Origin of the sequence: Bacillus sp. FSL R7-0672 (assembly GCF_038601465.1) — a bacterium.
GTDB classification, from domain to species: Bacteria; Bacillota; Bacilli; order Bacillales; family Bacillaceae; genus Bacillus; species Bacillus pumilus.
On record NZ_CP152010.1, the window covers coordinates 3,207,388 to 3,231,220 of the forward strand.

Here is a 23,833-nt window from a genome sequence, read left to right on the forward strand (position 1 = left end):
TACCGCTGTGTTGTCACATTATTTTACTTTCCAAGAATAGTTTCCTTGTTTCGTTTGATACGACCACCCATCGATTGACGATGGTTTATTGGTGAGCAGCTCTTCCTCTACTTCTAGACGCTGCAAAACTTCCTGAAGTTCTTCTGTTTTAAAACGAATGTAAAAATCAACGTATTTTGTTTGATTGGTTTCAATATTTTTCTTTGTTTGAAAATGCCCAATTGGGAAGCTGACTTGATGGTTTTCATCGATTGTTTGAGATATGATTTCAGCTCCATTCACTCGATCATATCCTGCGAAATCGATTTGCACATGATCCGCATGACTCATTTCGTCCTTCAGCTCAAGCTGAAGATGAAGAACATGATGTTCAGCGCTTAGATCACGCAAAACCCATTTCATACGGTCCACGATCCTTCTCAGTTCATCTTTACGCTCACGATTTTCGAGCATATGATGAAGTGTTGTATTCCAAAGAGACATTTCATCAGAAGGCACAAGATAAAAATAGGCTTGTTCTCCCAATACCTTCTCAACATCTACCTTATGCTTAGTATCTCCAAAGAAGACGGCATCCACTTGCTGTTTTCTTATTTGTTTAAATAATTCTCCGTAATGAGAATAGAGTTGATGCGGATCTTCTTCATAATGAGCGTCATGTACAAATGCAGCATAATACGTTGTTTCGGGCTGATCGATTTTAAACAGGTGACGGTCTTGATCCCGGTCTTCTGTAATCATCAGTTTCAAACGGTCATTTTGTGTTTGAATACTAGATAACCATCGTTGCTTTATATCTGTCTTCTTTGTAAAAGTTTGAATTCCTGTTTTTTTATACCAATTAATATGCCGAACTGGATTCTTTTTTGTATCTCCAGAGTAGATGATCTCCATATAGATATTGCCATCGTCATTGATTAGTTCTTCCAAGTATAGGGCACCTGTATGAGGAACAAAGCTTTGTACTCTGCACAAAACGCCCTGCCAATTGTACTCTTCCCTCTTTACTAATTGCTGCTCTTCATTATATTGATCAATATAACAAATAGGGGAAGATGGCAGTTCATATCTCGTCACCTGAACTGTTGATTCTTCTGCTGGCATCACTGCTTCATTGATCGATTGAAAAGATGTACCGATGATAAATTCCGAGTAACGCCTTTTACTTCCGCTTTCCGGTAGAATATAGTGCTCAAATACATTCAAGATGTCAACTTGGTGAAGAAAGGTCTCCTCCAAGCTATGAATATGTTCTTTCACATTTGCATCATAATTCAAAGTTAAAATGGCATTACGTTTATGTTTGTCAGCCAATGGCTTTAATCTCGCTTTTAAAGACTTCGTTAAGCGCTCATCCTGTTTTGGTACATCACCCATGATAAAGTAGTAGTCCATATCAGGCATGTCAACTGATGTCATTGTTTCATGTTGTTCAGGTTGATCCAATGTGTGTTCAACTTTTTTCTTCATCCAATTTTGAAACAAAGGAAGCTCTCCTTAAAAATAATGATAACTTGTATTTTACATGAAAAAGCACTTCTCACCAAAAGATAAGAAGTACTTTTTTTCGATCTATTAAAGTCCAGCAATTTCTTCCTTAATTTGTGTGGTCGAGATGCCTTCTGTTCTTTTCAAGTACACGACTTCGCAATGCTCTTTTAAGAAATCGAATTTACCTTCCCAGTCATCTCCCATGACAAACACATCAATATCGTGCTCTTGCACGTCACGGACTTTTTGATCCCAGCTATTTTCTGGAATGACTTCATCTACATAACGAATCGTTTCTAAAATCAGCTTTCTATGCTCGTAGCTGTGATAAGCCTTTTTTGATTTTTGTAAGTTAAACTCATCTGTCGAAATGGCCACCACTAAGTAATCTCCAAGCTGCTTTGCACGTTCGAGCAGCTTAATATGCCCCCAGTGTAATAAATCAAATGTACCGTAAGTAATAACTTTCTTCATTGCAAACATGAACTCCTTTCTTCATTCCTTATTCAACTGCTTTCATGCAGTAATGTTTATCCGTAATCCTATGATCTTCGTTCGTGTTTTTTCGCTCTTCGGAACCTCATTATATCACAGCGCCCATCAAACGTTAAGCAGATGTAAAGACAAACTATTTCCAATTTATTGGGTGCAGAAGGAAAAGTCCGAAGAATCAATGTTTCTCGCATCAGCCTCATTATGAATTGATGAAAATGTCATGAAATTTAAAGGTTTGTAAAGTTATTGTTAATATTTCATGGAGCATCTGTGATAAAATGATGTGTAGACGAAGAATGAATTTACAATGAACGTTCATAGATAACAAGATGAAAAAGGAGGTCTAAACAATGCAAACAGAAGTGGTCTCTAACCTTTCTTATGTAAACGGCGACCTAGATGAATTTATTAGCTATATGAATCACCATCATATTTCTCAAAGAAGAGGCGCCATGATTGCGACTGTCAATCCAGAGATTGGCTATGCTGTTATGAAGGATCATGCGTACCATCAAGTTGTCTCTTCTGCGGATTATGTGCTGCCGGATGGTGTAGGCGTCGTCTTAATGTCACGTTTAACACAAAGTCCGCTGAAGTCAAGAATTGCTGGCTTTGATGTCTTCATGTCTATGCTTGATCTAGCAAACAAGCAGTCTAAAAGTATCTTTTTATATGGGGCAAAAAAAGAAGTGCTTGAGGCTGTTAAACAGCGAATTGATACGGAATATCCAAATGTGGTCATTGCAGGCAGCTGTGACGGTTATCAAGCCGATAAACGTTTCGTAGCAAAGCAAATCGCTCGCTCGAAAGCAGATATGGTGTTCGTTGCTTTAGGTTATCCAAATCAGGAGAACTTTATTTATGAATACCGTCATTTATTCCCGCAGGCTGTTTGCATCGGTTTAGGCGGAAGCTTTGATGTATTTAGCGGAACGGTGAAGCGTGCACCACGCTGGATGATTAAAACAAATACAGAATGGCTGTACAGACTTGTTGTGAATCCATGGAGATGGAAACGAATGCTGAATATTCCTAAATACGCTTTTGCCGTATTGAAAGAAAACAAAGGGAAAAAACGTTACTATCCTGAGCAAGTAAAGGATCAGACGAAGCAGCTGTGAGAGACTGACCAATGATAAATATACGCTCAATGATCATTTCAAGCTATGCAGCTTTCGTTTCTTTCATTGGATGGCTGATGAGCGGCGTCAAACCACGGGAAAACCAGGTGACGCTGCTTGTTTCATTTCAAGAGAATGCAGCTGCTCTTATTGATACTTATCAACAACAGGCGAACATGACGATGAAGCTTACTGTCCTCTATACGAAGCATGCTTCTGCGATAGAAAAGGACGAGTCTCATCTGTCATTTCGCTATTTTCATGAAAAAAATCCTCTCCATCTCATTCAATGTATTTATACGATGTTTAAAAGCAAGGTTGTCGTGACAGATAACTACTTTCTCATGACAAGCGTACTCAGAAAACGTCCTTCTACCACCTGTATTCAAGTATGGCATGCTAATGGGGCGTTGAAAAAATTCGGTCTTGAAGATGCTTCCAATTCGGAACGAAGTCGTCGTGACATCAAACGGTTCAAACGAGTCTATGCATCTTTCGATTATATCGTTACAGGCTCAGATCATATGCGCGAGATTTTTAAGTCTTCATTTGGAGTCAATGATGAACGTTTTTTACCAACTGGGGTCCCGATGACGGATGTGTACTATGATCAGCGCCCGTCTTCCTTGAAGCCAAACGAATTTCCTAAAAGGAAAAAGATCCTGCTTTATGCACCGACCTATCGAGACTTTGCAATGGACGGGCTTGTCCTGCCTTTTTCAAAGGAGCAATTGCAAACAGAGCTAAACGGCGATTATATTCTGCTCGTCAAGCTTCATCCTGCGGTCAAACATTTAGCGAAGGCGGAAACAGACGATGAATGGATATTTGATGTGTCCGATCAGCCGCTTTATCCATTGCTTTGTGCATGCGATGTCCTGATCACAGATTACTCGTCGATTGTGTTTGAATATGCGCTGCTTGAAAAGCCTGTTTTGTTCTTCACTTATGACTTAGACACTTATCGCGAGAAGCGCGGTTTAGTCGATCGGTATGAGGACATCATTCCTGGGAAGGCTTGCGTCACTCAAGACATGCTCTTGAAGGAGCTACTTCATCTAAATGAATCAGATCAACTAAAACGAATTAAAACCTTCGCCGAGGAATGGAATCAATATTCAAAGGGAAGGTCTAGTGAGCAACTCTTATCCTTTATAGAACAGCAGCTCTTACACAAAAAACGTCCGGCTTCTCATTAGGAAGCACGGACGTTTTTTTATTTGTTATAAACTGGGATATCGTAATACAGCGTATAGTTATCAAGTAAGTTATACAAGCTATACATACGAGTGACTTGCTTATATGCCCAGCCAATATCTGTTGCATATTGATGAGTCGCTGCACTAGACCAGCGCATTTTATAAATCGTATCTTGTTTGTATGTGGCGTGATTGATATAGCTGTTGCCAATGAATTTTGCCCCGCCAATAATGGCTGCTTCTGGCGTAAACCATTGCTGTTCATACGCATATTTTGCACCGAGGTAATTCGGATTGCTGTCGTATGCGCCAATGCCATACATATTATATACTTTCTTTCCATTAAACATCGTACCATTCGCTAAAATGGAACCTCCGTTACCTGTTTCAAGTAACGCGTGAGAAATGAGATAAATTTCGTTGATATGATACGTTTTCGCTGCCGTAATAAAGGCTTGTCCTTTACCTGCAAGAATCCCTTTGCCTGCTAGAATCTTTGAATTCACTTCTGCCGGATTGAGATTCGCAGCTTCAGAGAGTTTTAGAAATTGGAAATAAGATTGAGTGCCCTCAGCAATGTTGGCTGGGTCTACATATTTTTGCACCTCTGCTGCACTTGCATTTCTCCAGCCAAGGCTGATCTTGATCCAGTTTCCTTCTTTCCCAAGCTGTTTCACTTTTGCTCCTTTATTCAGCTGTGCCACGATGTTGCTTGCAGAGCTCGAATCAGGTGTCGAACGAACATTTAAGCCGTCCGTATTCACAGTTGACGTCGCCGTGTCGACATATGGTGCATATACATAGGCTGCGCCATCGGTCTGTGGTGACACCTTCATTTGCTTGTTCACCATCTCATTGACAGTGAGGTTGTAGTTCGTTTGCATGACCATTGGGCCATTTTTGATTTTTACAGCTGTAGCTGTCCAGCCATATTGACTTTTCACAAAAGCAATCGCTGCATTTACAGTTGGTAATCCTGTGAATTGCTGCGTAATGTTGATTTTGTAGGTTGGCTTCGTTGTTGTTTGATAAGCAGCTGGTTCATTCCGTTTTTTGAAAAATGCCATGCCTTGATCGCGCAATGCGGCTGTTGAGATGGCACCGGTTTTGATCTGATATTGAGCATAATCAGCTGCGCCTGTTTTTTGAGCAGCTGCTTTCATTTTTTGTTTCGTTAAATAGCTTAGCGCTTGATTCAGTTTTGTCTGATTCACCGTTGGCTCTGTCGTGATCCGGTATTGTTTAACCGCTTCTGTCAGCGTTTTTGTACTGCTGGCAACGCCATTTTTCTTGATAATTTCTTGAGCCTGCTTGACTTTACTTTGCTCATATACAGGTGTTGTCTTGAGACTATACGTTTTGCTGACAGCTTGTCCCTTACTTGTTGTGATGCTGCTTGTCACCTTCTGCGTTTTTAAATATGCGGCACCTTTATTTATTTTCGCTTGGTCCGCTGATTGATTGACGACAAGTCGATACGTGCTGTCAGATGCTTTACCTGTTTTTTTCGTTGTCGCTGATACCTTTTTCTTTTGGAAGAAAGCTGCTGCTTTTTTCGCTTGATCATCTCCCAATAGGTTTCCAGTCACTACTTGATATGGCTGTGTAGAAGAGATCTTTTTTGATGTGTAGCGCCATTTCTTTTTCTTGAAAAAGGCCACCGTTTTTCCGTATGCTGTATCGTTCAGTTGATTGAGCTTCACGATATAATTTTTTGTTTTTCCCACTCGCTGCACAGTCCCTGTAGCTCCGGTTTGTTTCTTAATCTGGGCCGCAGCTGAGGATGCTTGTTTGTTGTCTTTGAAATAGCCTGATTCCAAGCGATACACATTTTTTAAAGCGCCTGTCTTTTGAATCTTCCCGCTGATCTTTGCTTCTCTTTGGAGCTGGGTAAGAAGCGTCTGTGCTTTTGACTGGCTCACTTGTGCAGCTGATGTGACGATGTAATATGGCTTGCCTGCTGTCACCGTTTGAAGCACCGCTTTTAAACCAGACTCCTTTTGAAAGCCTTGTAGGATAGCATTTGCCTTACTTTGTCCAACGATACCGCCTGAAATCAGCTGATACACAGTGCCAGCTTTGTTTTCAGTTTGGTATGTACTGGTGACACCGGCCTGCTTTTGTAATTCGGTTTGAATATTTTTGACTTTCGTTTCAGAATCAATGGTTCCTGAAATGACCTGATAAGAAGGTCTGCTTTGATTGATGACTTCATAGGTGCTATTAAGTCCTGATGTTTTCGTTAGCTCCAGCGAGAGCTTTTTCGCCTGAGCTTGATCATTGACGGGGTCAGATACGACCTTTTGTAAAGGAAGCCGGTCACCTACTGGCGACACTGTCCCGCTCATGCCCGTCTCTTTTTTTAATGCAGCTGCACTTGCACTCGCTGCTGCTTGTGACTCATATCCTGAGGCAGTGAGCTGATAGGTCGACGTGTTTCCTGAGGTTTGATAAGTGGCTGTCCACTTTTTGTCCTTCTTCAATGTTTCCACTGCTTTTTTTACTTCTGATTCTGTTGTAAATACCTTTGAGGTGTTCATCGTATAAATGGATTGATCGACATAGGAGGCTGCTTGCGCTTCTTTGCCCGTCTGTATTGTCATACCAAAGGCAGCTGCGAGTAACATAATCTTGATGGTTTTTTTCACGTTCACTGTCCCTCTCTTACTTTGCATAATAGTCTACTAATCTCTTTATCGACAAAAACAAGTACTCTTTCAAGTCATTTATGCAATAGAAAAATAGAGGACCCCTTCGAAGTCCTCTTTTCCTTTATATATGCGATACAATCAGTTCACAAGTTCCTTCAATTGAGAAGCTCCCTGTTTCAGCTGGCAGGATAAAATGAGCCCCTTTAGGCAGTGGATATGTATGCCCATCATGCGTTAGAGACCCTTCCCCGCTAATTACACTGCACAGCAAAAACGGATAATCTTGTGAAAGCTCTACTGCTTGATCAATTTCCCATTTATACACAGAGAAATACTCTGCTTCAACAAAAGTTCGAATGGTCAGCCCACGGCGTGTTTCGACTGATTCATCTGCATAACCGTCTACATGGGGAACCGTTGTGACATCAATGGCTTGCGCAAAATGAAGTTCACGTTCATTGCCATTCTGATCTTTTCGTTCATAATCATATACTCGATAGGTTGTATCTGAGCTTTGCTGCGTTTCGAGGACAAGCGTTCCTTCGCACAGCGCATGAATGGTTCCACTTGGCACATAATAAAAATCACCAGGCTTAATCTTCACACGACGCAAAAGACCTTCCCAATCTCCACTGTTCATCATGGTCACAAGCTCAGTTCTTGTTCTTGCATTGTGCCCATAGATCATTTCTGCTCCTTCTTTGCAGTCAATGATATACCAGCATTCTGTTTTTCCAAGCTCGCCATTTTCATGTCTTTCCGCATAATCATCATCTGGATGAACTTGAACGGACAAGTCTTGGTTTGCATCTAAAATTTTGGTTAACAGCGGGAATCGATCGCCTTCTATTCCCCCGAACAATTCTCTGTGATTGTCCCATAGTTCGATCAGCGTTTTCCCTTTATATGGACCGTCTTGCACGACACTTGGTCCGTTTGGATGAGCAGAAATTGCCCAGCATTCTCCCGTTTGATCAGAAGGAATATCATAGCCAAATTGATCTCTTAAGGCTGTACCTCCCCATATTCTCTCCTTCAATTCAGGCAGTAAAAAAATTGGTGACTGCTTCATTCAGGATGACTCCTCCCTTTGCTACCCTTTGATAATCCTTGCCAAGCTTGATGAAAACTAGCAAGTCTCAACTTTTATTATGACGCTATCTAAAGAGAAGTCAATCCTTTCAGTACACCAAATGAAAACGATCACACAAAAATATTTCATCCTTTGACAGAGCCTGCGAGAAGCCCTTTGACAAAGTATTTTCCGAGCAGAATATAAACCAAAAGTGTCGGCAGTGCGGCCAATATCGCCCCTGCCATTTGGACGTTCCATTGCACAATTTGACTGCCAGATAGATTTTGCAAGGCAACCATCACTGGCTGATGCTCTGCAGTGGTCATCGTGACTGCAAATAAGAACTCATTCCATACATTTGTGAACTGCCAAATCGCGACCACAACAAATCCTGTGATCGAAAGCGGAAGAATCATATGTCTGAAAATCCCGATAAACCCTGCACCGTCCATTTTTGCCGATTCAATCATTTCATCAGGAATGCTCACATAGAAGTTTCGAAACATGAGCGTTGTGATTGGGAGTCCATATACGACATGGACAAGCACCAAACCTGGAATCGAATTATACAATCCGACTTCGCGTAAAAATTGAATGAGTGGAATGAGGATACTTTGATATGGAATAAACATTCCAAACAGCATCAGTGTAAAGACCACTTCTGACCCTTTGAAACGCCATTTTGATAGGACATAGCCATTCATCGCCCCTAAGACAGCTGACAATAAGGTAGCCGGAATGACTAGATAAAGAGAATTCATTAAATTGGGCGCTAGCTTTTCAAATGCGATTTGATAGCTTGAAAAATCGAGTGTTGACGGCAGCGCCCACATTTTCTCAAGGGTCACTTCACTTAATGGCTTCAAGCTTGTGACGAGCATGACATAGACTGGCATCAGAAAAAAGAGACTGCACAAAATCAATAAAGCATAAAGGACTGGACGGACAAACCATCTAGCTGTCATGATGACGCCCCCTTCCGGCTCGACAGGAGATATGGCACGATAAAGACCGCAACAGAGATCAGCATCACAATCGCGATGGCGGCACCGCCTGCATAATGGTTTCCTCTAAAGGTCATTTCAAACATGTAAACACCCGGAACATCTGTGACAAAGTTTGCACCCGGTCCTGTCATCGAGTAAATCAAATCGAAAATCTTTAATGAAATATGAGCCATGATGATAATGACACTTGCAGTAATCGGTTTTAATAGAGGAAAAATAATCTTCCGGTAAATCTGCCACTCGGTTGCACCATCCATTCTAGCAGCCTCTCTTACTTCCTCTGGAATGCCTCTCAAACCAGCCAAATACATCGCTAGAGAAAATCCAGTCATCTGCCAAACAGCTGCAATCACGACGGCAATCATTGCCGCAGGGATACCAAACTCAATTTTCCCCCAGACAAATCCGGCTAAAATGTTCGTATCCGTGTACCACTTAGGCTGGATACCAAGCGTCTTTAAAAATAGATTCACCCCAGTGGACGGGTTTAAAATCCATTGCCAGACGACCCCTGTCACAACAAAGGAAAGGGCCATTGGAAAGAAAAATAAATTCCGAAATAGAGATTCACCCTTGATCTTCTGATCTAGTAAAATCGCAAGTGCGAGCCCAGAGGCAATAACGGCTCCAATAAAGAATAGAGTAAAAAAGACCGTGTTCCGAAGATCAGACTGAAAGCGGAAATCTTGAAACAGCATCATATAGTTTTGAAGCCCTGCGAAAGAGAAATCAGGAACGAGCGAGGTCCAATTTGATAATGACACATACCCTGTCCAGCCAATAAAGCCGTAAACAAAGATGAATAACAACACAGCCGACGGGGCTAAAAATAGAAGCGCAAGCAGCTGATCCCCACTCCATTTTTTCTGAACACGTTTGACTTTAGGTGTTGCTGCTTTTGTGATCGGCGATGTATCCATACGCATGAAGCTACACTCCTTTTTAAAAAAGAGGCGGTGCTTAGTCGCCGCCTCCTCGTCTTTATTTCATTGAATCTTTTAAAGATGAAACAAACTGGCTGCTATCTTTTTGTGTGACGAAGATATTGACGGCTTGATTCGCTTTTGTCACAAACCCTTCTTCAGCAGCTGAACCATGCGCGAGAGACGGCGCCAGCTTTGATTCTTTAAATGCCTTCATCGCCGATTTTCCGTATTCATCATATTTAGAAACATCTGCATCCACACGTGCCGGAATCGATCCCTTCAGCGGATTAAATGCATCCTGTCCTTCCACAGATCCTAAGACAGATAAGAATTTCTTCACGTTTTCTGGCTGTTTCACGCCCTTTGGCAGTCCAAATGTATCGGTGATCACCATAAAGCTTCCCTCTGTTTCAGGAGTCTCCACGTATCCAAAGTCTTCATTCACCTTCAGATCCAGATCATTCACAAAGTACCCCTTCGCCCAGTCGCCCATGACATTCATTGCAGCTTCCCCTTTTGCTACGAGCTGCGAGGCATCCTGCCAGTTACGTGAGCTGTGGTCATCATTGACATATTCAAGCATACGTCCAAAGATGTCTGCCGCTTCCTTCACTTTTGCGTCATCCATTTTCATGTCGCCAGCCCAAAGTTTTTGATAGTCATCAGCGCCTAAAACGCCGAGAAGCACACTCTCAAACAAATGCGTCGCTGCCCAAGGCTCTTTATCACCAAGTGCAAGCGGTGTAATGCCTTTTTTCTTTAATGCATCTGCTGTTTTGAAAAATTCATCAAAGGTCGTTGGCGGCTCTAAGCCTGCATCATCAAATACCTTCTTGTTATACCAAAGCACATTGCCCCTATGAATATTCACTGGTACTGAATAGATTTTCCCATCTTTGCTGACAAGGTCGATGAGTGATTCCGGAAATTTGTCCTTCCAGCCTTCTTTTTCATATAGATCGTCCAGCGGCTCCATTTTGCCTGCTGCGACCCAGCTCTCATTCAGCTCCGCTCCGCCATGTACTTGGAATGTAGCTGGCGGGTCATTTCCTTGCATCCGGCTAGTCAGAACAGCCTTTGCATTTGTACCAGCACCACCTGCGACGGCTGCATTTTCAATTGGGATGTCTTTATTTTTCTCTTCAAACAATTGAATAAGTGCTTTCAGTCCGTCCTCTTCACCTGCTCCAGTCCACCAAGAAAAAATGTCGAGCTTCTCTGCTCCGCCCTCTTTTTTCGCACCTGAGCTCGTCGATGAACTACAGGCAGTGACGATAAGCATACAAAGCACTAACAGCGTAAAGCCTAATTTAACCTTCATGATTGATCCCCCATCCCTATTTTGTAAGCGTTATCACAATAAGTATAATGGCAGATCCTTGCTTTTTTTTAGGCAAACTTCTTCACTTTTTTATGAAATTCTTCATTTTTTTACGGTCTGTTTTCGATATTCCTTCGGTGAACAACCCACCATCTTCTTAAACACACGGCTGACGTAATTGGGGTCTGTATATCCTGCCTGATAAGTAATTTCTTTTAAACTAAGCGAGCTGTCTTTGAGAAGCTGTTTGATTTTATCCAGCCGGCAGGTGGTCACATACTCTTTAAATGTCAGCCCTGTCTCGTCTTTAAACCGTTTTGTGAAATAGGTTGGACTTAAATCAACATAGGCGGCAGTCTGCTCCAGCGTGATCTGTTCACAAAAATGCGTTTTGATGTATCGCTTTGCCCGCTCGATATCATTCACAGTCTGGTTTCTTGCTTCGTACACGTCAAATAAATATTCACAGCACTGACGGCATTCAACTGCGGTGCTGATCGTTAATATTGGCCAGTCTGTTCGTAGCCGTGATTTAAATAAAATCAGCAGCTCTTTTAGTTGTGAAAGGGTCGCCCCCTCTAGCTCAAAAGCATCGAATAAAGCGAGCGCATCCTCTCTTCTCCCTTCTTCCATTGCCTGCATCATATCGTCTGCAAGCTCCGGCAGATGGATCAATGGATGAGACTGTTCTTCTGTTTGGTAAAAACCATAACGAACAACGCCGGGGCTCTTTTTTCGCTGATAATAGGAAAGCTTCGCCTCTGCTGCACTTTTCTGAAGATAAAGCGGATTTGAGACCGGGTGTCCTATGCCAACGACAGGTAAAGGCTGATCGTTTGTGGTGGCAGTTCGAATCGCCTGTAGGACATCTGCCTTTAAATGACCAGGCGCTTGGTGACGATAAATGAGACATGTAAACAACTCACCACTCACCTGAATCGGTACCGTATGAAAAAGGGGAGATGTCTGTAAATCCATCAACAGCTGATCCCCGATTGTCCGCTGCACAGCGATGACAAGACCTGCTTCGAATTCATGAAACAGTTGTTGAAACTCCGTAGAGGTATAGGATTGACCGTTTATGACATGAGTTTCAAGCCACTTTGACTGCTGCCCGGCCGCCACCGCCTGCCGCTGAGACGCCTCCTGCTGAATCTCTGCCGCAACCGTTCGAATGGCGGTGATGGTTTCATCTTTGTCAGCCGGTTTGACGAGATATTGCTTCACCCCTTCTTGCATCGCTTGCTTGGCATAATCGAACGTATCGTAGGCTGTCAGCATAATAAATTTTGTATGAGGACTGATCGCTTTGATTTGCTTGATCGCTATGAGTCCATCCATTCCAGGCATCTGAATATCCATGAGCACAAGATGAACGGGCTCAGTCCGCACGAATTCAACAGCCTTTTTTCCATTTTCAGCTTCTCCTGCGATATGACACTCTGGAAGCCAATCCGTCATGAACTTCCGCATCGCTAGTCGTTCTATTTTTTCATCATCCACAATCAGCACGTTCAGCATGCAGGTCCCTCCTTCATCGGAATAGCCAATTGAATGGTGGTGCCTTCGTTTGGCTTTGAGTCAATTTGAAGGGCATCTTTTACCCCGTAAAACAAATGCAGCCTTGACATCACATTTCGAAGACCGATCCCTGTCGAGTGCCCTTTACTCAAGATGTTTGGATCTTCCTCTTCTTTTTCTGATAGCAATCTCCTTTTCTCTTGTTCATTGATTCCCATCCCATTGTCCCGAATCCGAATCATCACATAGCCGCCTTCTTGATAGATCGAGAGCTCGACAAGCCCGCCTTCCTCCTTTGGTTCAACGCCATGAATAAAGGCATTTTCAACAAGCGGTTGTAAGGTGAGACTTGGGATATGTACAGATAAACACGATTCATCTATGGTCATTTTGCATGTGATACGATCGGCAAATCTTGTTTCTTGTATATGAAAATATTCTTTGACCACTTTTACTTCTTGTTCGAGCGTAACGGATGCACTAAGAGCTGACAGCGAATAACGCATGAGAGTGGAAACGGATTGGATCAACCTCGATGTGGCATCCGCTGATTCTAAGTAAGCCATGCGTGAGACGATGTTTAATGTATTAAATAAAAAATGTGGGTTCATTTGGTTTTGCAGCGTTTTCAGCTTCATGTCTTTGATTTTTTGATCTAAGGCTGCCTTTTGTTTCATCTCTTCAATCATCATTTTCATCTCTTGACGCATTCGCTGAAATGCCTCATTTAATACAGAAATTTCATCCTTTGAGGTGACATGCAAGTCCGCTCCATCAAAGTTCCCTTCGGATACTTCCTTTACGCTTCGAGAGAGATGGACGATCGGTCTTGATATCCCGCCAGCAATCATATACGCCATCCATAAGGCGACCCCAATGGACAGCGTAAACAAACATAAGGTAAAGAGCGCATAGGTTTGGTGCCTTTTTTGCAGAGATTGATAGAGTACTTGATACTCAGACAATTCATCATCAAGCAGGGTCATCGTTTGCTCTTGTATGTAGGAGGAGACGGTTCTTACTTCCTTCACACTTGCTGCATATTCTTTGATTTTCCCTTCTTTTACATATGTCATGGTCGCATCACTTTCATTGATGAGCGTCCGCATCATATATTGATATTTTTCAATAGAAGGAATTGCCGCATGAAGCCCGGCATCTTTTCGCAATGCCTGGTCGTAGGATTTCATTATTTGTTTTGAAGCTAGATATTCTTTGGCAAACTGCTGATCCTTTTCAATCGCATACGCATTGACCTTTTCATACATCGTTTTTGCCTCTGTCGATATATCATTAAGCAGGAGAAAAGAACGAAAACTTCTGCTATATTCTGATGTGATATTCGAGCTGCTCCAATAGACGAAAAAAGCGGCCACGTTACCAACAAACACAAGGATTAAAAATGCCAGTAGCAACTTACTTCGAATCCTTCTCACGGCTGGACCCCCTGCCTTCTGTCTGTTTGCTGCAGCGGCAGATCCTCGCGCCGAATCACACTCGTTCCTGTGTACTGAAGCGGTTCTTCTTTTTCACCTTTCTGCAAACGCACAAGCGATTCCACTGCTTGGTAGCCCATTTCATAAGGGTGCTGAACAACGACTGCATCAATCTCTCCATCATCGAGCGCCTGAATCGTATCTGGTAACGTATCAAATGCGAGTACATAGACATCTGTAGACGATTGATATTGCGCTGTTGCTTGAATGATACCTGCACCATCTAATGCACTCGTACCGTAAAATGCAGTGAGCTTCGCATGATCGTTTAATAGTTTATACGCGGCACCGGAGGCCCCTGATTTGGTAATGGCTGATTCTTCTATTCCAGCAATATGAATGCGTTTTTCAACGGCGACGGCGTCTCGAAACCCTTTGACGCGCTGCTTTTGATGAACGGCATCAAGCCTGCCTGTGACAATTCCTACATACTGTTCGCCTTTTGTATCTGCAATGAGTGCCTGTCCTGCGATAAAGCCAGAATAATAATTGTCTGTGCCTACATACACTTGACGCTTGCTCCCCTCTGCATCCGTATCAACGGTGACAACATCAATGCCTTTATCCCTCGCCTTCTGAAAAAGCGGTTTGTATTTCTTCGCATCAAGTCCCTGTGTCATAATGCCATCGACATGCCCTGCGATTGCCATATCAATGGTTTTCAAATGGTCGTCTATATCGGCTTGCTTCGGACCCAAATATTCTAAATACACGCGATGAGCGGCTGCCGCATCAGCAGCTCCCTTTTGTACCAGCTGCCAATATTCATTATCAAGTTCCTCCGGTACAAGGACAAAGTGATATTGATAGGTTGTTGACGCTTTTTCGGAAGCGCTTTCAATTTTAAATAAATCTTGACCTAATGATGTTAAAAAAATGACAGATACGACACAAAAAGTGAGAAAGGCACTCACCCCGATCCACTTTGATACTTTCACCACATCCTCCCCCTTTCAAAAATTGCGCATAAAAAAAGAGCTGCTTATAAGCATACTCTCTCGACCTCTATAATTCCTTTGTCATAAATAAACTGTTTGGATCTTCTTGATATGAACCGAAAGGCGGACAAATATAAAACCCAACACTCTCATATAGTTTTCTTGCTGGCTCGAAAAAAGACATCGCACCTGTCTCTAAGCTGACACGTGAAGAGTCAGCATTCACCTGCTATTATGTCAGCTAAACGAACAAACAACCGGCATTCATCTGCCAGTTGTTCATTTGATAGTGCCTATTTATGAAGAAAGAACTGCTTGTAATTCTTCTGCCGTACTGCTTTCCAGCTGACTTCCGACCCCTACTGCCACTGCACCTGCTTTCAGCCATTTTGGCACATCGGCTGGATGAATACCCCCCGTTGGAATAAATTCAATGTCTGGAAATGGGCCTTGTAAGTTTTTCATATAGGATAAACCGAAGGAGCCGCTTGGAAAAAGTTTGAGCAAGCAGTATCCAGCTGCTTTTGCATGCATGATTTCACTTGGGGTGAGGACACCTGGTACATAGAGTGTGTCGTGAAATGAGAGATGCTCTCCAATGACAGGGAGATACCCTGGACTAACAATAAATTGCGAGCCTGCGTCAATGGCTGACTGCGCCTGCTGAAGGGTGGTGATTGTGCCTGCTCCTACAATCAGATCTTGCTCATGCTGAAAGGATGCGATGATGTGTTCAGCATTGGGCGTGGTATACGTCACTTCAATGGCACGAACGCCTTTTTTCTTTAAACGCTCAATGATCTCAATGCCTTCTGCTTCGCTCTCCGCTCTCACCACTGCGATCAGCTTACAAGCCACGAGACGTTCTTTAACGCTCAAACTTGCTGACTTTCCCATATCCTTCATCCTCCTTCATATATTCCCGTCTGTGATATCGCTTGGCTTCTTTCATAAAGGCCTGAAGCTCTTCCCGAGTAGGCAGGCCGTCCTTATCGCCTGGAGACATCACCGCAAGAGCCCCTACAGCATTGCCTCTTGTCACAGATTTTTCATATGATAAACCGTCCAGTAACCCGCTGATAACCCCCACGGCAAACCCATCACCGGCACCGACTGTATCCACGACATCTGACACATAAAAGCCGCTCACAATCCCCTGACTGGATGCACTTTTATAAAAAGCACCTTCTGCACCGAGCTTAATGACCACAAGCTTGACGCCTTTTTGCAAATAAACATCTGCAATCTCTTCCGGCTCGTGACAGCCTGTGAGCCTTTGCCCTTCTGCAAGCCCCGGAAAAAACCAATCCACTTGAAAAGCCATCTGATTCACTGTATGGATCATATCTTCCTCCTCTTCCCATAGCTGCAGCCGAAGGTTTGGATCAAATGAAATGGTTTTGCCTGCTTCTTTCATCTTTTGAAGAGCATGAAAAGAAAACGCTCTCATTTCACTGGATAATGCAGGCGGAATACCTGTCATATGGAGATGTCCTGCCTGTTTGAAATAATTCGCGGGAAAGTCGCTTGGACTCATTGTGCTCGCAGCAGAGCCTTTACGATAATACGTGACATCAGGGTCTCCATCTATCACTTTGGATTTAAGTAAAATCCCTGTTTGAGACCCATCATTTGAACGGATCACTGCACTTGTATCGACTCCTTCTTTTTGAAGCTCTTCTAAAATAAATGTGCCAAGTGAATCTGCTCCGACTTTGCTCATCCATCCCACATCAAAACCTAGCCTCGCCAAACCGACTGCTACGTTACTTTCGGCACCAGCAAGCGCCTTTTGAAATGTATGCACTTGATGAAGCTCTCCGGCTTCTTTTGCGTAAAACATCGCCATTGATTCCCCAAATGTGACCGCATCCAATGCTTTCACTCATTTCTCCCCTTTCTCGGTACCGGTTTCAAATTAGTTGAAAAAGAGAGAGCATGCACGTATGTATACTCTTCTCTGTCTGTTGTTTATAAGGATTTTCTTACGATGATTTCTCCATCAAGCTGAATGGTTTGGGGCGCACTTTCATCCCCTTCAAGCCGAGTCTTGATTTTTTGCATGGCGGCTTTCCCCATTTCATGAGATGGCTGGGCAACCGTTGTGATTCCAGGCCCAATCAGCTTATACCATTCTGTATCATCAAAGCCTGCGATGCCTATATCTTCTGGAATCTTTAACCCGAGTTCTACAAGCTCACTGATCAGCTTCAGCATAAGTAATCCATTGGCTGCTAAAATTGCTTTTTTCTGCTGGCTTAATTGGACAAAATGGACAAGCTCTTCTCGCAGTTGTTCCTTTTGTTTCAAATCAATTTCTGCAATGATAGGCTTCTTATGTTTACTCATGGCTGTCTGTTCATATGCTTCTTTTCGTTCTTCACGAGGACTGATCCCATCGACCGGCTCAGTAAAAAAGGCGATGTGTTCATAGCCTCTCTCATACATTTGTTGAAGCAACTGGATCGTGATATCACGGTTATTCGTTGTCACTGTGTCGACTTTTAGTTCAGATAATTTCCGGTCAACAAGAACAATCGGCAAACCGTCTTTCTTAAAATCCTGCAAAATGTCATTGTTCTGGCCGGTCGTATTGATGATGAGCCCTTCAATATAATGCGCATTCAGCTTGAGGAGCATTTCTCGTTCTTTTTCTGGCCGGTTATCTGTGTTGCATACCATGATGCTGTATCCATATTCATCACAAATTTCTTCGACTCCGCGAAGTGTCGCTACAGAGAATGGATTCGTAATGTCGGCTACAATAAACCCAATGACCTTGCTTTTTCTTACTTTCAAACCTTGAGCGAGCTGACTCGGACGATAATGCAGTTCCTCAATGGCTTTTTTAATTTTTTTGACCTTTTCAGTAGAAATTTCATTTGTTCTGCCATTGATATATCTGGATACAGTTGATTTTGAAACACCTGCATAAGCGGCCACTTCGTTGATGGTCACTTTCGTTTGCTTTTTCTCTTTCATTCAAAAAACTCCCACAATCAATATCTTCTCATTTGTTTCGAAACCGATTTCAAATAACTTAAAAAGAGCATATCATAATTTCTTAAATTCCAGAAGATTTTTTTGATTGGAGATGACAAAAAACCATTTAAATAAACAAAAAGAAAGCGATTTCAAAATAACAGTTGACGGCACTCTCTTTTTCCTCTAAAATTTCCCTTGAAACCGATACCAAATAAAATACCCATACTTTGTTTCAGATGGAAAGGGAGGCTTATTTCAAATGGAAAATCGTTATGCTGTACACCCTGAGCAGGTCAAACGTTTTACAACAGAGGAACTTCGTCGTCATTTTCATATTCCTACACTATTCGTCAGCGGTGAATTAAAGCTCTACTATTCACATGAGGACCGCGTGGTGATTGGCGGAGTCATGCCATCTGCAGAGCCGCTCAAATTAGATGCGGGCGACTTTCTACGTACGGAATATTTCCTTGAAAGACGAGAAATCGGCATTGTAAATGTCGGCGGTCAAGGAACAGTCACTGTTGATGGTGAAGCCTTTGTACTGGAGCACAAAGATTTCTTATATATTGGGCTTGGACACGAAGATGTACAGTTTGCTAGTTCATCAGGCGAGGGAGCCAAGTTCTATCTTGTATCAGCCACAGCTCATCAAGCGTACCCTACGCAAAAAGCAGCCATCGCTGAATTAACACCGAATCACTTAGGGGAAGCGTCTGCTTCAAACGTACGAAACCTGTATCAAGTCATCCACGCAAACGGTATCCAAAGCTGTCAGCTCATGATGGGAATCACTCAGCTTGAAACCAATAACACGTGGAATACGATGCCCGCTCATATTCATGATCGGCGTATGGAAGTGTACTTATATCTTGATATCGAAGAAGATGCTCGTGTCTTTCATTTTATGGGGGAGCCATCTGAAACAAGACACCTCGTTGTGGCCAATGAGGAAGCGGTCATTTCTCCTGCCTGGTCCATTCATTCAGGCTCGGGTACATCGAATTATTCATTTATTTGGGCGATGGCGGGCGAGAACTATACGTTTAAAGATATGGACTTTGTCCCAATGGACCAGCTGAGGTAATGTGATGACGACAGCATCCTATGTAGCGTCCCTCTTTTCTCTTGAAGGCAAAACAGCCCTTGTGACAGGTCCTGGAACCGGCATTGGGCAGGGCATTGCTGTGGCGCTTGCCAGGTCAGGCGCAGATATTATCGGCACATACCACCACACACCGCTTGAGGAAACGAAAACACTAGTCGAACAGGCGGGCCGCTCGTTTCATGCGGTTCAGGTTGACTTTTCCGACCCTCAAACTGCAAAGCAGGCTGTCGATGCCATGTTACAAAAGCATACGATCGATATTTTAATCAATAATGCTGGCACCATTAAAAGAGAGCAGGCCGCTCATTATTCGGAGGAAGATTGGCATACGGTCATGGATGTGAATATCAATAGTCTCTTTTTCCTCACCCAAAGGGTTGGGCGACAGATGCTGAAAAATAGGCAAGGGAAAATCGTCAATATCGCCTCCCTTCTATCGTTTCAAGGCGGTGTCTTTGTCCCCGCTTATACAGCAAGTAAACACGCAGTCGCAGGGCTGACGAAGGCTTTTGCAAACGAATGGGCGAACCAGCATATACAAGTGAATGCGATCGCTCCTGGTTACATTGCGACCAATAACACGCAAGCCATTCGGGACGATGAGAATCGAAATGAAGAGATTCTCAAACGAATTCCTGCCGGGCGCTGGGGAAAGCCTGAGGATCTAGCCGGTGCGGCTGTTTTCCTTAGCTCACCAGCCTCTGATTATTTGAACGGTCATATTTTAGCAGTTGATGGCGGTTGGCTTGCGAGATAAACAGACGAGAGAATTCCTATTTGCAGGGATTCTCTTTTTTCTATTTGCATAATTCTCCACCATCCGAGTCACTCTATAAAAAACATGACATGAGGGTGAGGTATTATGAAAAGTCGTATTGAACAAGATATAGCGTCCGTCATCAAGCGCGTCAAAAGCTTTGCCGGGAAAAGTGATGATATCGTGTTCCACTCATTTTCATTTGGCCCTTCTGCTATCTCTGCATGTCTCATGTACGTTGAAGGACTCACAGAATTTGAGATGCTTTCCAAACAAATCATTTCACCCATGCAAAAGGAACTGGATATCACCGAGGTTGATTCTAGTACGCTTCCAGCCCTGTCTAAAACGTTCTTTGGCATCCAAAATGACGTGCTCGAGGATATGAACCTTGCCATCGAGCAGTTATATAACGGCAGGGCTATTTTATTTGTAGATGGCGCGGCTCAAGCACTTGTGCTCCAAACGAACCTTTTTCAATTTAGAGAAGTAGAAGAGCCGCAATCGGAAGTCCTTGTAAGAGGGCCTCGGATCGGCTTTATTGAAAATCTTGAAAAAAACACGGCTTTAATCCGTGAGCGGGCAAATGACCCAAACCTTGTCATTCAAAAGGTGAATGTAGGTACTCGCAATAAAAAGTCCGCAGCCCTTGTGTACGTTCGTGATATTGTTGACCCTAAATTAGTAGAAGATGTTTTATCACGCATGACCGAAATCAAAATGGATGACATCCCTGAAACCGGCTATATTGAACAGCTAATTGAGGACAGCCACATCTCCATTTTCCCGCAGATTCAAAATACAGAACGTCCTGACCGGGTGATTGCATCTGTGCTTGAAGGAAAAGTGTCAATTTTACTCGATGGCACTCCTTTTGCGCTCATTTTACCGATGACCTTTACAGCCTTGATGCAATCACCTGAAGATTATTATCAGAGATGGACTAGTTTCTTATCATCCAGGCTTATTACCCACACGGATGGCGCTCACCATCGCAGGCAGCCGGCAGAATGTTCCGTTCCCTCCTGTTGTTGAGGCGATTCTTATGTCTTTTACGATAGAGCTGCTGCGAGAAGCTGGACTTCGGCTTCCTAGAGCCATCGGGCAGACAATTGGGCTCATTGGCGGCGTCATCATTGGTCAGGCGGCTGTCCAAGCCAATATCGTCAGTGCCTTAATGGTGATTATTGTGTCGCTGACCGCACTAGCTGACTTTACGGCACCGTCCTATGACTTTAGTTTCCCGCTGCGTATCTTGCGGTTTATGGCTATTTTCAGTTCAGCGATGTTGGGGTTATATGGCTTAATCATGTGTTATTTATTTGTGCTTTGTCACCTGATGCAATTAAAGACCTTTGGTTTTGACTATTTCACACCTGTTTTGTCTTCACCGTTTTCAGATTTAAAGGATACGTACGTACGTTTACCAATTGGGCTATTTAAATCGAGACCGAAAACAGCAAAAATAAAAAATCTCAAAAGACAAGGAGATTAAACGATGTACAGAGCTGAGAAGCTATCATTGTTACAAGTCACCATTCTGTGCAGCTCTACAATGATAGGCGCTGGAATTTTAACCATTCCTCGCAGTTCTGCCAATTCAGGATTCCCTGATGGCTGGATCATTGTATTAATACAGGGAGTCATCTTTGCTTTCGTTGCTTTTTTGTTAGGATGGATTGCTGAAAAAAATGCGCCGGATACCATTTTTGACTCAAATAGAAAAGGAGCCGGTGCCATCATTGGCACGTTCTTTAATTTAATGCTGATTGCCTATTTACTAGGCATTGTCGGCTTTGAAGCGCGTGTACTCGGGGAAGTGGTCCAATTTTTCCTGCTGGAATCGACTCCCATGGCAGTGATTGTGATGATTTTTCTTCTCGTGGCGATCTATCATTTGAAAAGTGGTATTTTTCCAATAGTAAAAATGGTGACATACATATATCCGATGACGATGATTATTTATATTGGGCTCATGCTGTTTAGTTTGAAAATATTCAACTTTGATTACTTACGCCCAGTGATGGCGCACGGGTTTAAAGATTTCAGTAATTTGTTCTCTCAAACATTTATTCAATTTACAGGCTTTGAGGTCATTTTGTTTGTTGTACCACTCATTTATAAAGACAAATGGTCGAAGGCAAAATGGGCCGCTGCGATCGGGGTCGGAATTACCTCACTTATCTACTCTCTCACGCTCTTTATTGTGATTGGTTCCATGACCGTTGGAGAAACGAAATCCCTCACCTGGCCCACTGTCTCCCTCATTCAAGCACTAGAACTTGAAGGGGTCTTCATTGAAAGATTTGACATTTTTTTGCTGACGATCTGGACGTGCCAGCAGTTTATTTGTATGCTTGGCTTTTTCCAATTTGCGATTAAAGGCTGTCACACGGTCTTTAAGACGACCAATGTAACGAGACTGCTATGGCTGCTGTTTTTGATTACCTCTGCCCTCTCTTTATTTCCGAGAAATATCAATGAAGTCTTTTACTACTCTACTTTACTCGGCTACGCATTGTTCGCGGTTTTAGCCATTCCTTTTATTACAGCTGTTCTGCTGATGATACGCAAAAAATGGGGAGGTCGTTCTGCATGAGAGGAAGACGTGTAATGTTCATCTTTTTGTCCTGCTGTCTTTTCCTTCTATCAGCGGGATGCTGGGATTTAAAGGATATTGAAAAACTATCGTTTGTACGCGGTGTTGGTATTGATGAGGAAGATGAGGATGGCGTTAAGCTGACCTACCAAAACCTTGTACCGAAAACAGGCGGAACACAAGAAGCCGATTCTCCCGGCTATGTGAATGTTGTCTCGAAGGGAAAAAATGTGCTGGAGGCTGTCAGTAATGTCGCCTTGAAGGACCCGCCGATCTATAGTGATCACCTGAAAATCTTTTTGTTTGGTAAAACCCAGGCGGAGCAACACGATATTCAAGGAACACTCAATCATTTTATTCGAGATGATGAGGTTCGGCGAAGCAGCTATCTCCTCGTGACACGAGGAGATGCGTCAAAAATCATCAACCAAAAATTGAAATCACAGCAAAAGGTCCCAGTTGAGCATATCTTCGAAACATCCAAAAATCGAAGCTTTAACGGAAAGATCGCACCGCCAACACGTATTGGCCGGGCGTCTGATTACTTTCAGATGGGCGTTAGCTTCCTTGTGCAAAGTGTAGATGCGATAGACGGTGAACTTATTTATGATGGAGCAGGCATCATTCACGGAAAAACACGTAAGCTGATCGGTTTCATCCCTGCGAAGGATGTCCAATCTTTAAACTGGGTGATGGACCGAATTTCAGGTGGCGTTGTACCTGCCACCTACAAAGGTTATCCGATAACGTATGAAATCAAAAAAGCAAAGACGAAGGTCGAGCCCTATCTGAAAAATGGAAAGGTATCCTTTAAAATTAGCGTACAAACTAATGGAAAATTGTCTGAGGATCAATATCCTCCTGAAAACTCATTCGATGAGCAGTATATCAAACGATTTGAGCGGATCTTTGCTCATAAAATTAAAGAACGCATTCAAAAAGCGGTCCATCATGTGCAAAAAGAAGTGGGCGTTGATCCCATATTGTTTAACAAGCAGTTCCGTATGAAATATCCTGACTATTGGGATCGGCATGGTACCGAGTGGGATAGGCTCTTCCAAGAAGCAGCCATTGATTACGATGTCAAAGTCAGCATCTTGAACTTTGGTGCAGAAGGTGCAACAAAAAGCTTTAAATGGTAAA

At 43.0% G+C, this 23,833-nt stretch carries 19 protein-coding genes and 2 pseudogenes; 7 read left to right on the top strand and 14 right to left on the bottom strand.

Annotated features, from left to right (window positions below):
- Positions 1 to 18: 18 nt before the first annotated feature.
- Both MKY18_RS16345 and tagD read right to left on the bottom strand, forming a co-directional pair.
- Positions 19 to 1,485: an alpha-glucosyltransferase N-terminal domain-containing protein gene (locus MKY18_RS16345; RefSeq protein ID WP_106067043.1), complete on the bottom strand. Its 1,467-nt coding sequence runs from the start codon at positions 1,483 to 1,485 to the stop codon at positions 19 to 21.
- 90 nt (positions 1,486 to 1,575) lie between these two features.
- Positions 1,576 to 1,965 (bottom strand): glycerol-3-phosphate cytidylyltransferase, encoded by a 390-nt coding sequence (tagD, locus tag MKY18_RS16350; RefSeq protein ID WP_008343212.1) that lies wholly within the window; start codon positions 1,963 to 1,965, stop codon positions 1,576 to 1,578.
- Positions 1,966 to 2,336: 371 nt separating this feature from the next.
- Between tagD and MKY18_RS16355 the strand changes: the two genes are divergently transcribed.
- A complete protein-coding gene (locus MKY18_RS16355; protein ID WP_044140062.1) occupies positions 2,337 to 3,107 on the top strand; it encodes a WecB/TagA/CpsF family glycosyltransferase in 771 nt (256 codons plus the stop codon).
- Between the two features lie 11 nt (positions 3,108 to 3,118).
- Positions 3,119 to 4,306, top strand: coding sequence for a CDP-glycerol glycerophosphotransferase family protein (locus MKY18_RS16360; protein WP_342497582.1), 1,188 nt, complete (start codon positions 3,119 to 3,121; stop codon positions 4,304 to 4,306).
- 17 nt (positions 4,307 to 4,323) lie between these two features.
- Here MKY18_RS16360 and MKY18_RS16365 read toward each other — a convergent pair whose 3' ends face one another.
- The 12 genes and pseudogenes from MKY18_RS16365 to MKY18_RS16420 form a co-directional block, all read right to left on the bottom strand.
- Positions 4,324 to 6,954, bottom strand: coding sequence for a glucosaminidase domain-containing protein (locus tag MKY18_RS16365; RefSeq protein ID WP_342497583.1), 2,631 nt, complete (start codon positions 6,952 to 6,954; stop codon positions 4,324 to 4,326).
- Between the two features lie 124 nt (positions 6,955 to 7,078).
- Positions 7,079 to 8,029 carry a mannose-6-phosphate isomerase, class I gene (gene manA / locus MKY18_RS16370; RefSeq protein ID WP_106066138.1) on the bottom strand — a complete coding sequence of 317 codons (951 nt, stop codon included), beginning with the start codon at positions 8,027 to 8,029 and terminating at the stop codon, positions 7,079 to 7,081.
- Positions 8,030 to 8,175: 146 nt separating this feature from the next.
- Positions 8,176 to 8,997 (bottom strand): carbohydrate ABC transporter permease, encoded by an 822-nt coding sequence (locus MKY18_RS16375; RefSeq protein ID WP_012011467.1) that lies wholly within the window; start codon positions 8,995 to 8,997, stop codon positions 8,176 to 8,178.
- Complete coding sequence (locus tag MKY18_RS16380; protein WP_185107759.1) at positions 8,994 to 9,965, bottom strand: sugar ABC transporter permease; 972 nt, start codon at positions 9,963 to 9,965, stop codon at positions 8,994 to 8,996. Before MKY18_RS16380 ends, MKY18_RS16375 begins: the two co-directional genes overlap by 4 nt.
- Positions 9,966 to 10,020: 55 nt before the next feature.
- On the bottom strand, positions 10,021 to 11,286 hold the full coding sequence (locus MKY18_RS16385) for an ABC transporter substrate-binding protein (protein ID WP_342497584.1): 1,266 nt from the start codon (positions 11,284 to 11,286) through the stop codon (positions 10,021 to 10,023).
- A 102-nt stretch (positions 11,287 to 11,388) separates the two neighbouring features.
- Positions 11,389 to 12,807: a response regulator gene (locus MKY18_RS16390; RefSeq protein WP_342497585.1), complete on the bottom strand. Its 1,419-nt coding sequence runs from the start codon at positions 12,805 to 12,807 to the stop codon at positions 11,389 to 11,391.
- Positions 12,801 to 14,243, bottom strand: coding sequence for a histidine kinase (locus tag MKY18_RS16395; protein ID WP_342497586.1), 1,443 nt, complete (start codon positions 14,241 to 14,243; stop codon positions 12,801 to 12,803). The genes MKY18_RS16390 and MKY18_RS16395 overlap by 7 nt, the downstream gene beginning before the upstream one ends.
- On the bottom strand, positions 14,240 to 15,241 hold the full coding sequence (locus tag MKY18_RS16400; RefSeq protein ID WP_044140070.1) for a sugar-binding protein: 1,002 nt from the start codon (positions 15,239 to 15,241) through the stop codon (positions 14,240 to 14,242). Before MKY18_RS16400 ends, MKY18_RS16395 begins: the two co-directional genes overlap by 4 nt.
- Positions 15,242 to 15,308: 67 nt before the next feature.
- Positions 15,309 to 15,449: pseudogene (locus tag MKY18_RS16405) on the bottom strand (GNAT family N-acetyltransferase); the annotation flags it as partial.
- An 89-nt stretch (positions 15,450 to 15,538) separates the two neighbouring features.
- A complete protein-coding gene (locus tag MKY18_RS16410) occupies positions 15,539 to 16,138 on the bottom strand; it encodes a bifunctional 4-hydroxy-2-oxoglutarate aldolase/2-dehydro-3-deoxy-phosphogluconate aldolase (RefSeq protein WP_065097911.1) in 600 nt (199 codons plus the stop codon).
- Positions 16,110 to 17,126: a sugar kinase gene (locus MKY18_RS16415; protein WP_065097910.1), complete on the bottom strand. Its 1,017-nt coding sequence runs from the start codon at positions 17,124 to 17,126 to the stop codon at positions 16,110 to 16,112. The genes MKY18_RS16410 and MKY18_RS16415 overlap by 29 nt, the downstream gene beginning before the upstream one ends.
- 86 nt (positions 17,127 to 17,212) lie before the next feature.
- Positions 17,213 to 18,223: a LacI family DNA-binding transcriptional regulator gene (locus MKY18_RS16420; RefSeq protein ID WP_065097909.1), complete on the bottom strand. Its 1,011-nt coding sequence runs from the start codon at positions 18,221 to 18,223 to the stop codon at positions 17,213 to 17,215.
- A 262-nt stretch (positions 18,224 to 18,485) separates the two neighbouring features.
- On the opposite strand from MKY18_RS16420, the gene kduI reads away from it, so the two are divergent.
- The 5 genes and pseudogenes from kduI (at position 18,486) to MKY18_RS16445 (ending at position 23,832) form a co-directional block, all read left to right on the top strand.
- On the top strand, positions 18,486 to 19,313 hold the full coding sequence (gene kduI, locus MKY18_RS16425) for a 5-dehydro-4-deoxy-D-glucuronate isomerase (protein ID WP_106067034.1): 828 nt from the start codon (positions 18,486 to 18,488) through the stop codon (positions 19,311 to 19,313).
- Between the two features lie 4 nt (positions 19,314 to 19,317).
- Entirely contained in the window at positions 19,318 to 20,091 is a 774-nt protein-coding gene (gene kduD, locus MKY18_RS16430) for a 2-dehydro-3-deoxy-D-gluconate 5-dehydrogenase KduD (protein ID WP_113767776.1), read from the top strand.
- Positions 20,092 to 20,196: 105 nt separating this feature from the next.
- A pseudogene (locus MKY18_RS16435) lies at positions 20,197 to 21,586 on the top strand (spore germination protein).
- A gap of 3 nt (positions 21,587 to 21,589) precedes the next feature.
- The gene (locus MKY18_RS16440) at positions 21,590 to 22,690 is read left to right on the top strand and encodes a GerAB/ArcD/ProY family transporter (protein ID WP_342497587.1); all 1,101 of its coding nucleotides are present in this window, start codon (positions 21,590 to 21,592) and stop codon (positions 22,688 to 22,690) included.
- Positions 22,687 to 23,832: a Ger(x)C family spore germination protein gene (locus MKY18_RS16445; protein ID WP_106067030.1), complete on the top strand. Its 1,146-nt coding sequence runs from the start codon at positions 22,687 to 22,689 to the stop codon at positions 23,830 to 23,832. The genes MKY18_RS16440 and MKY18_RS16445 overlap by 4 nt, the downstream gene beginning before the upstream one ends.
- Position 23,833: the final 1 nt, after the last annotated feature.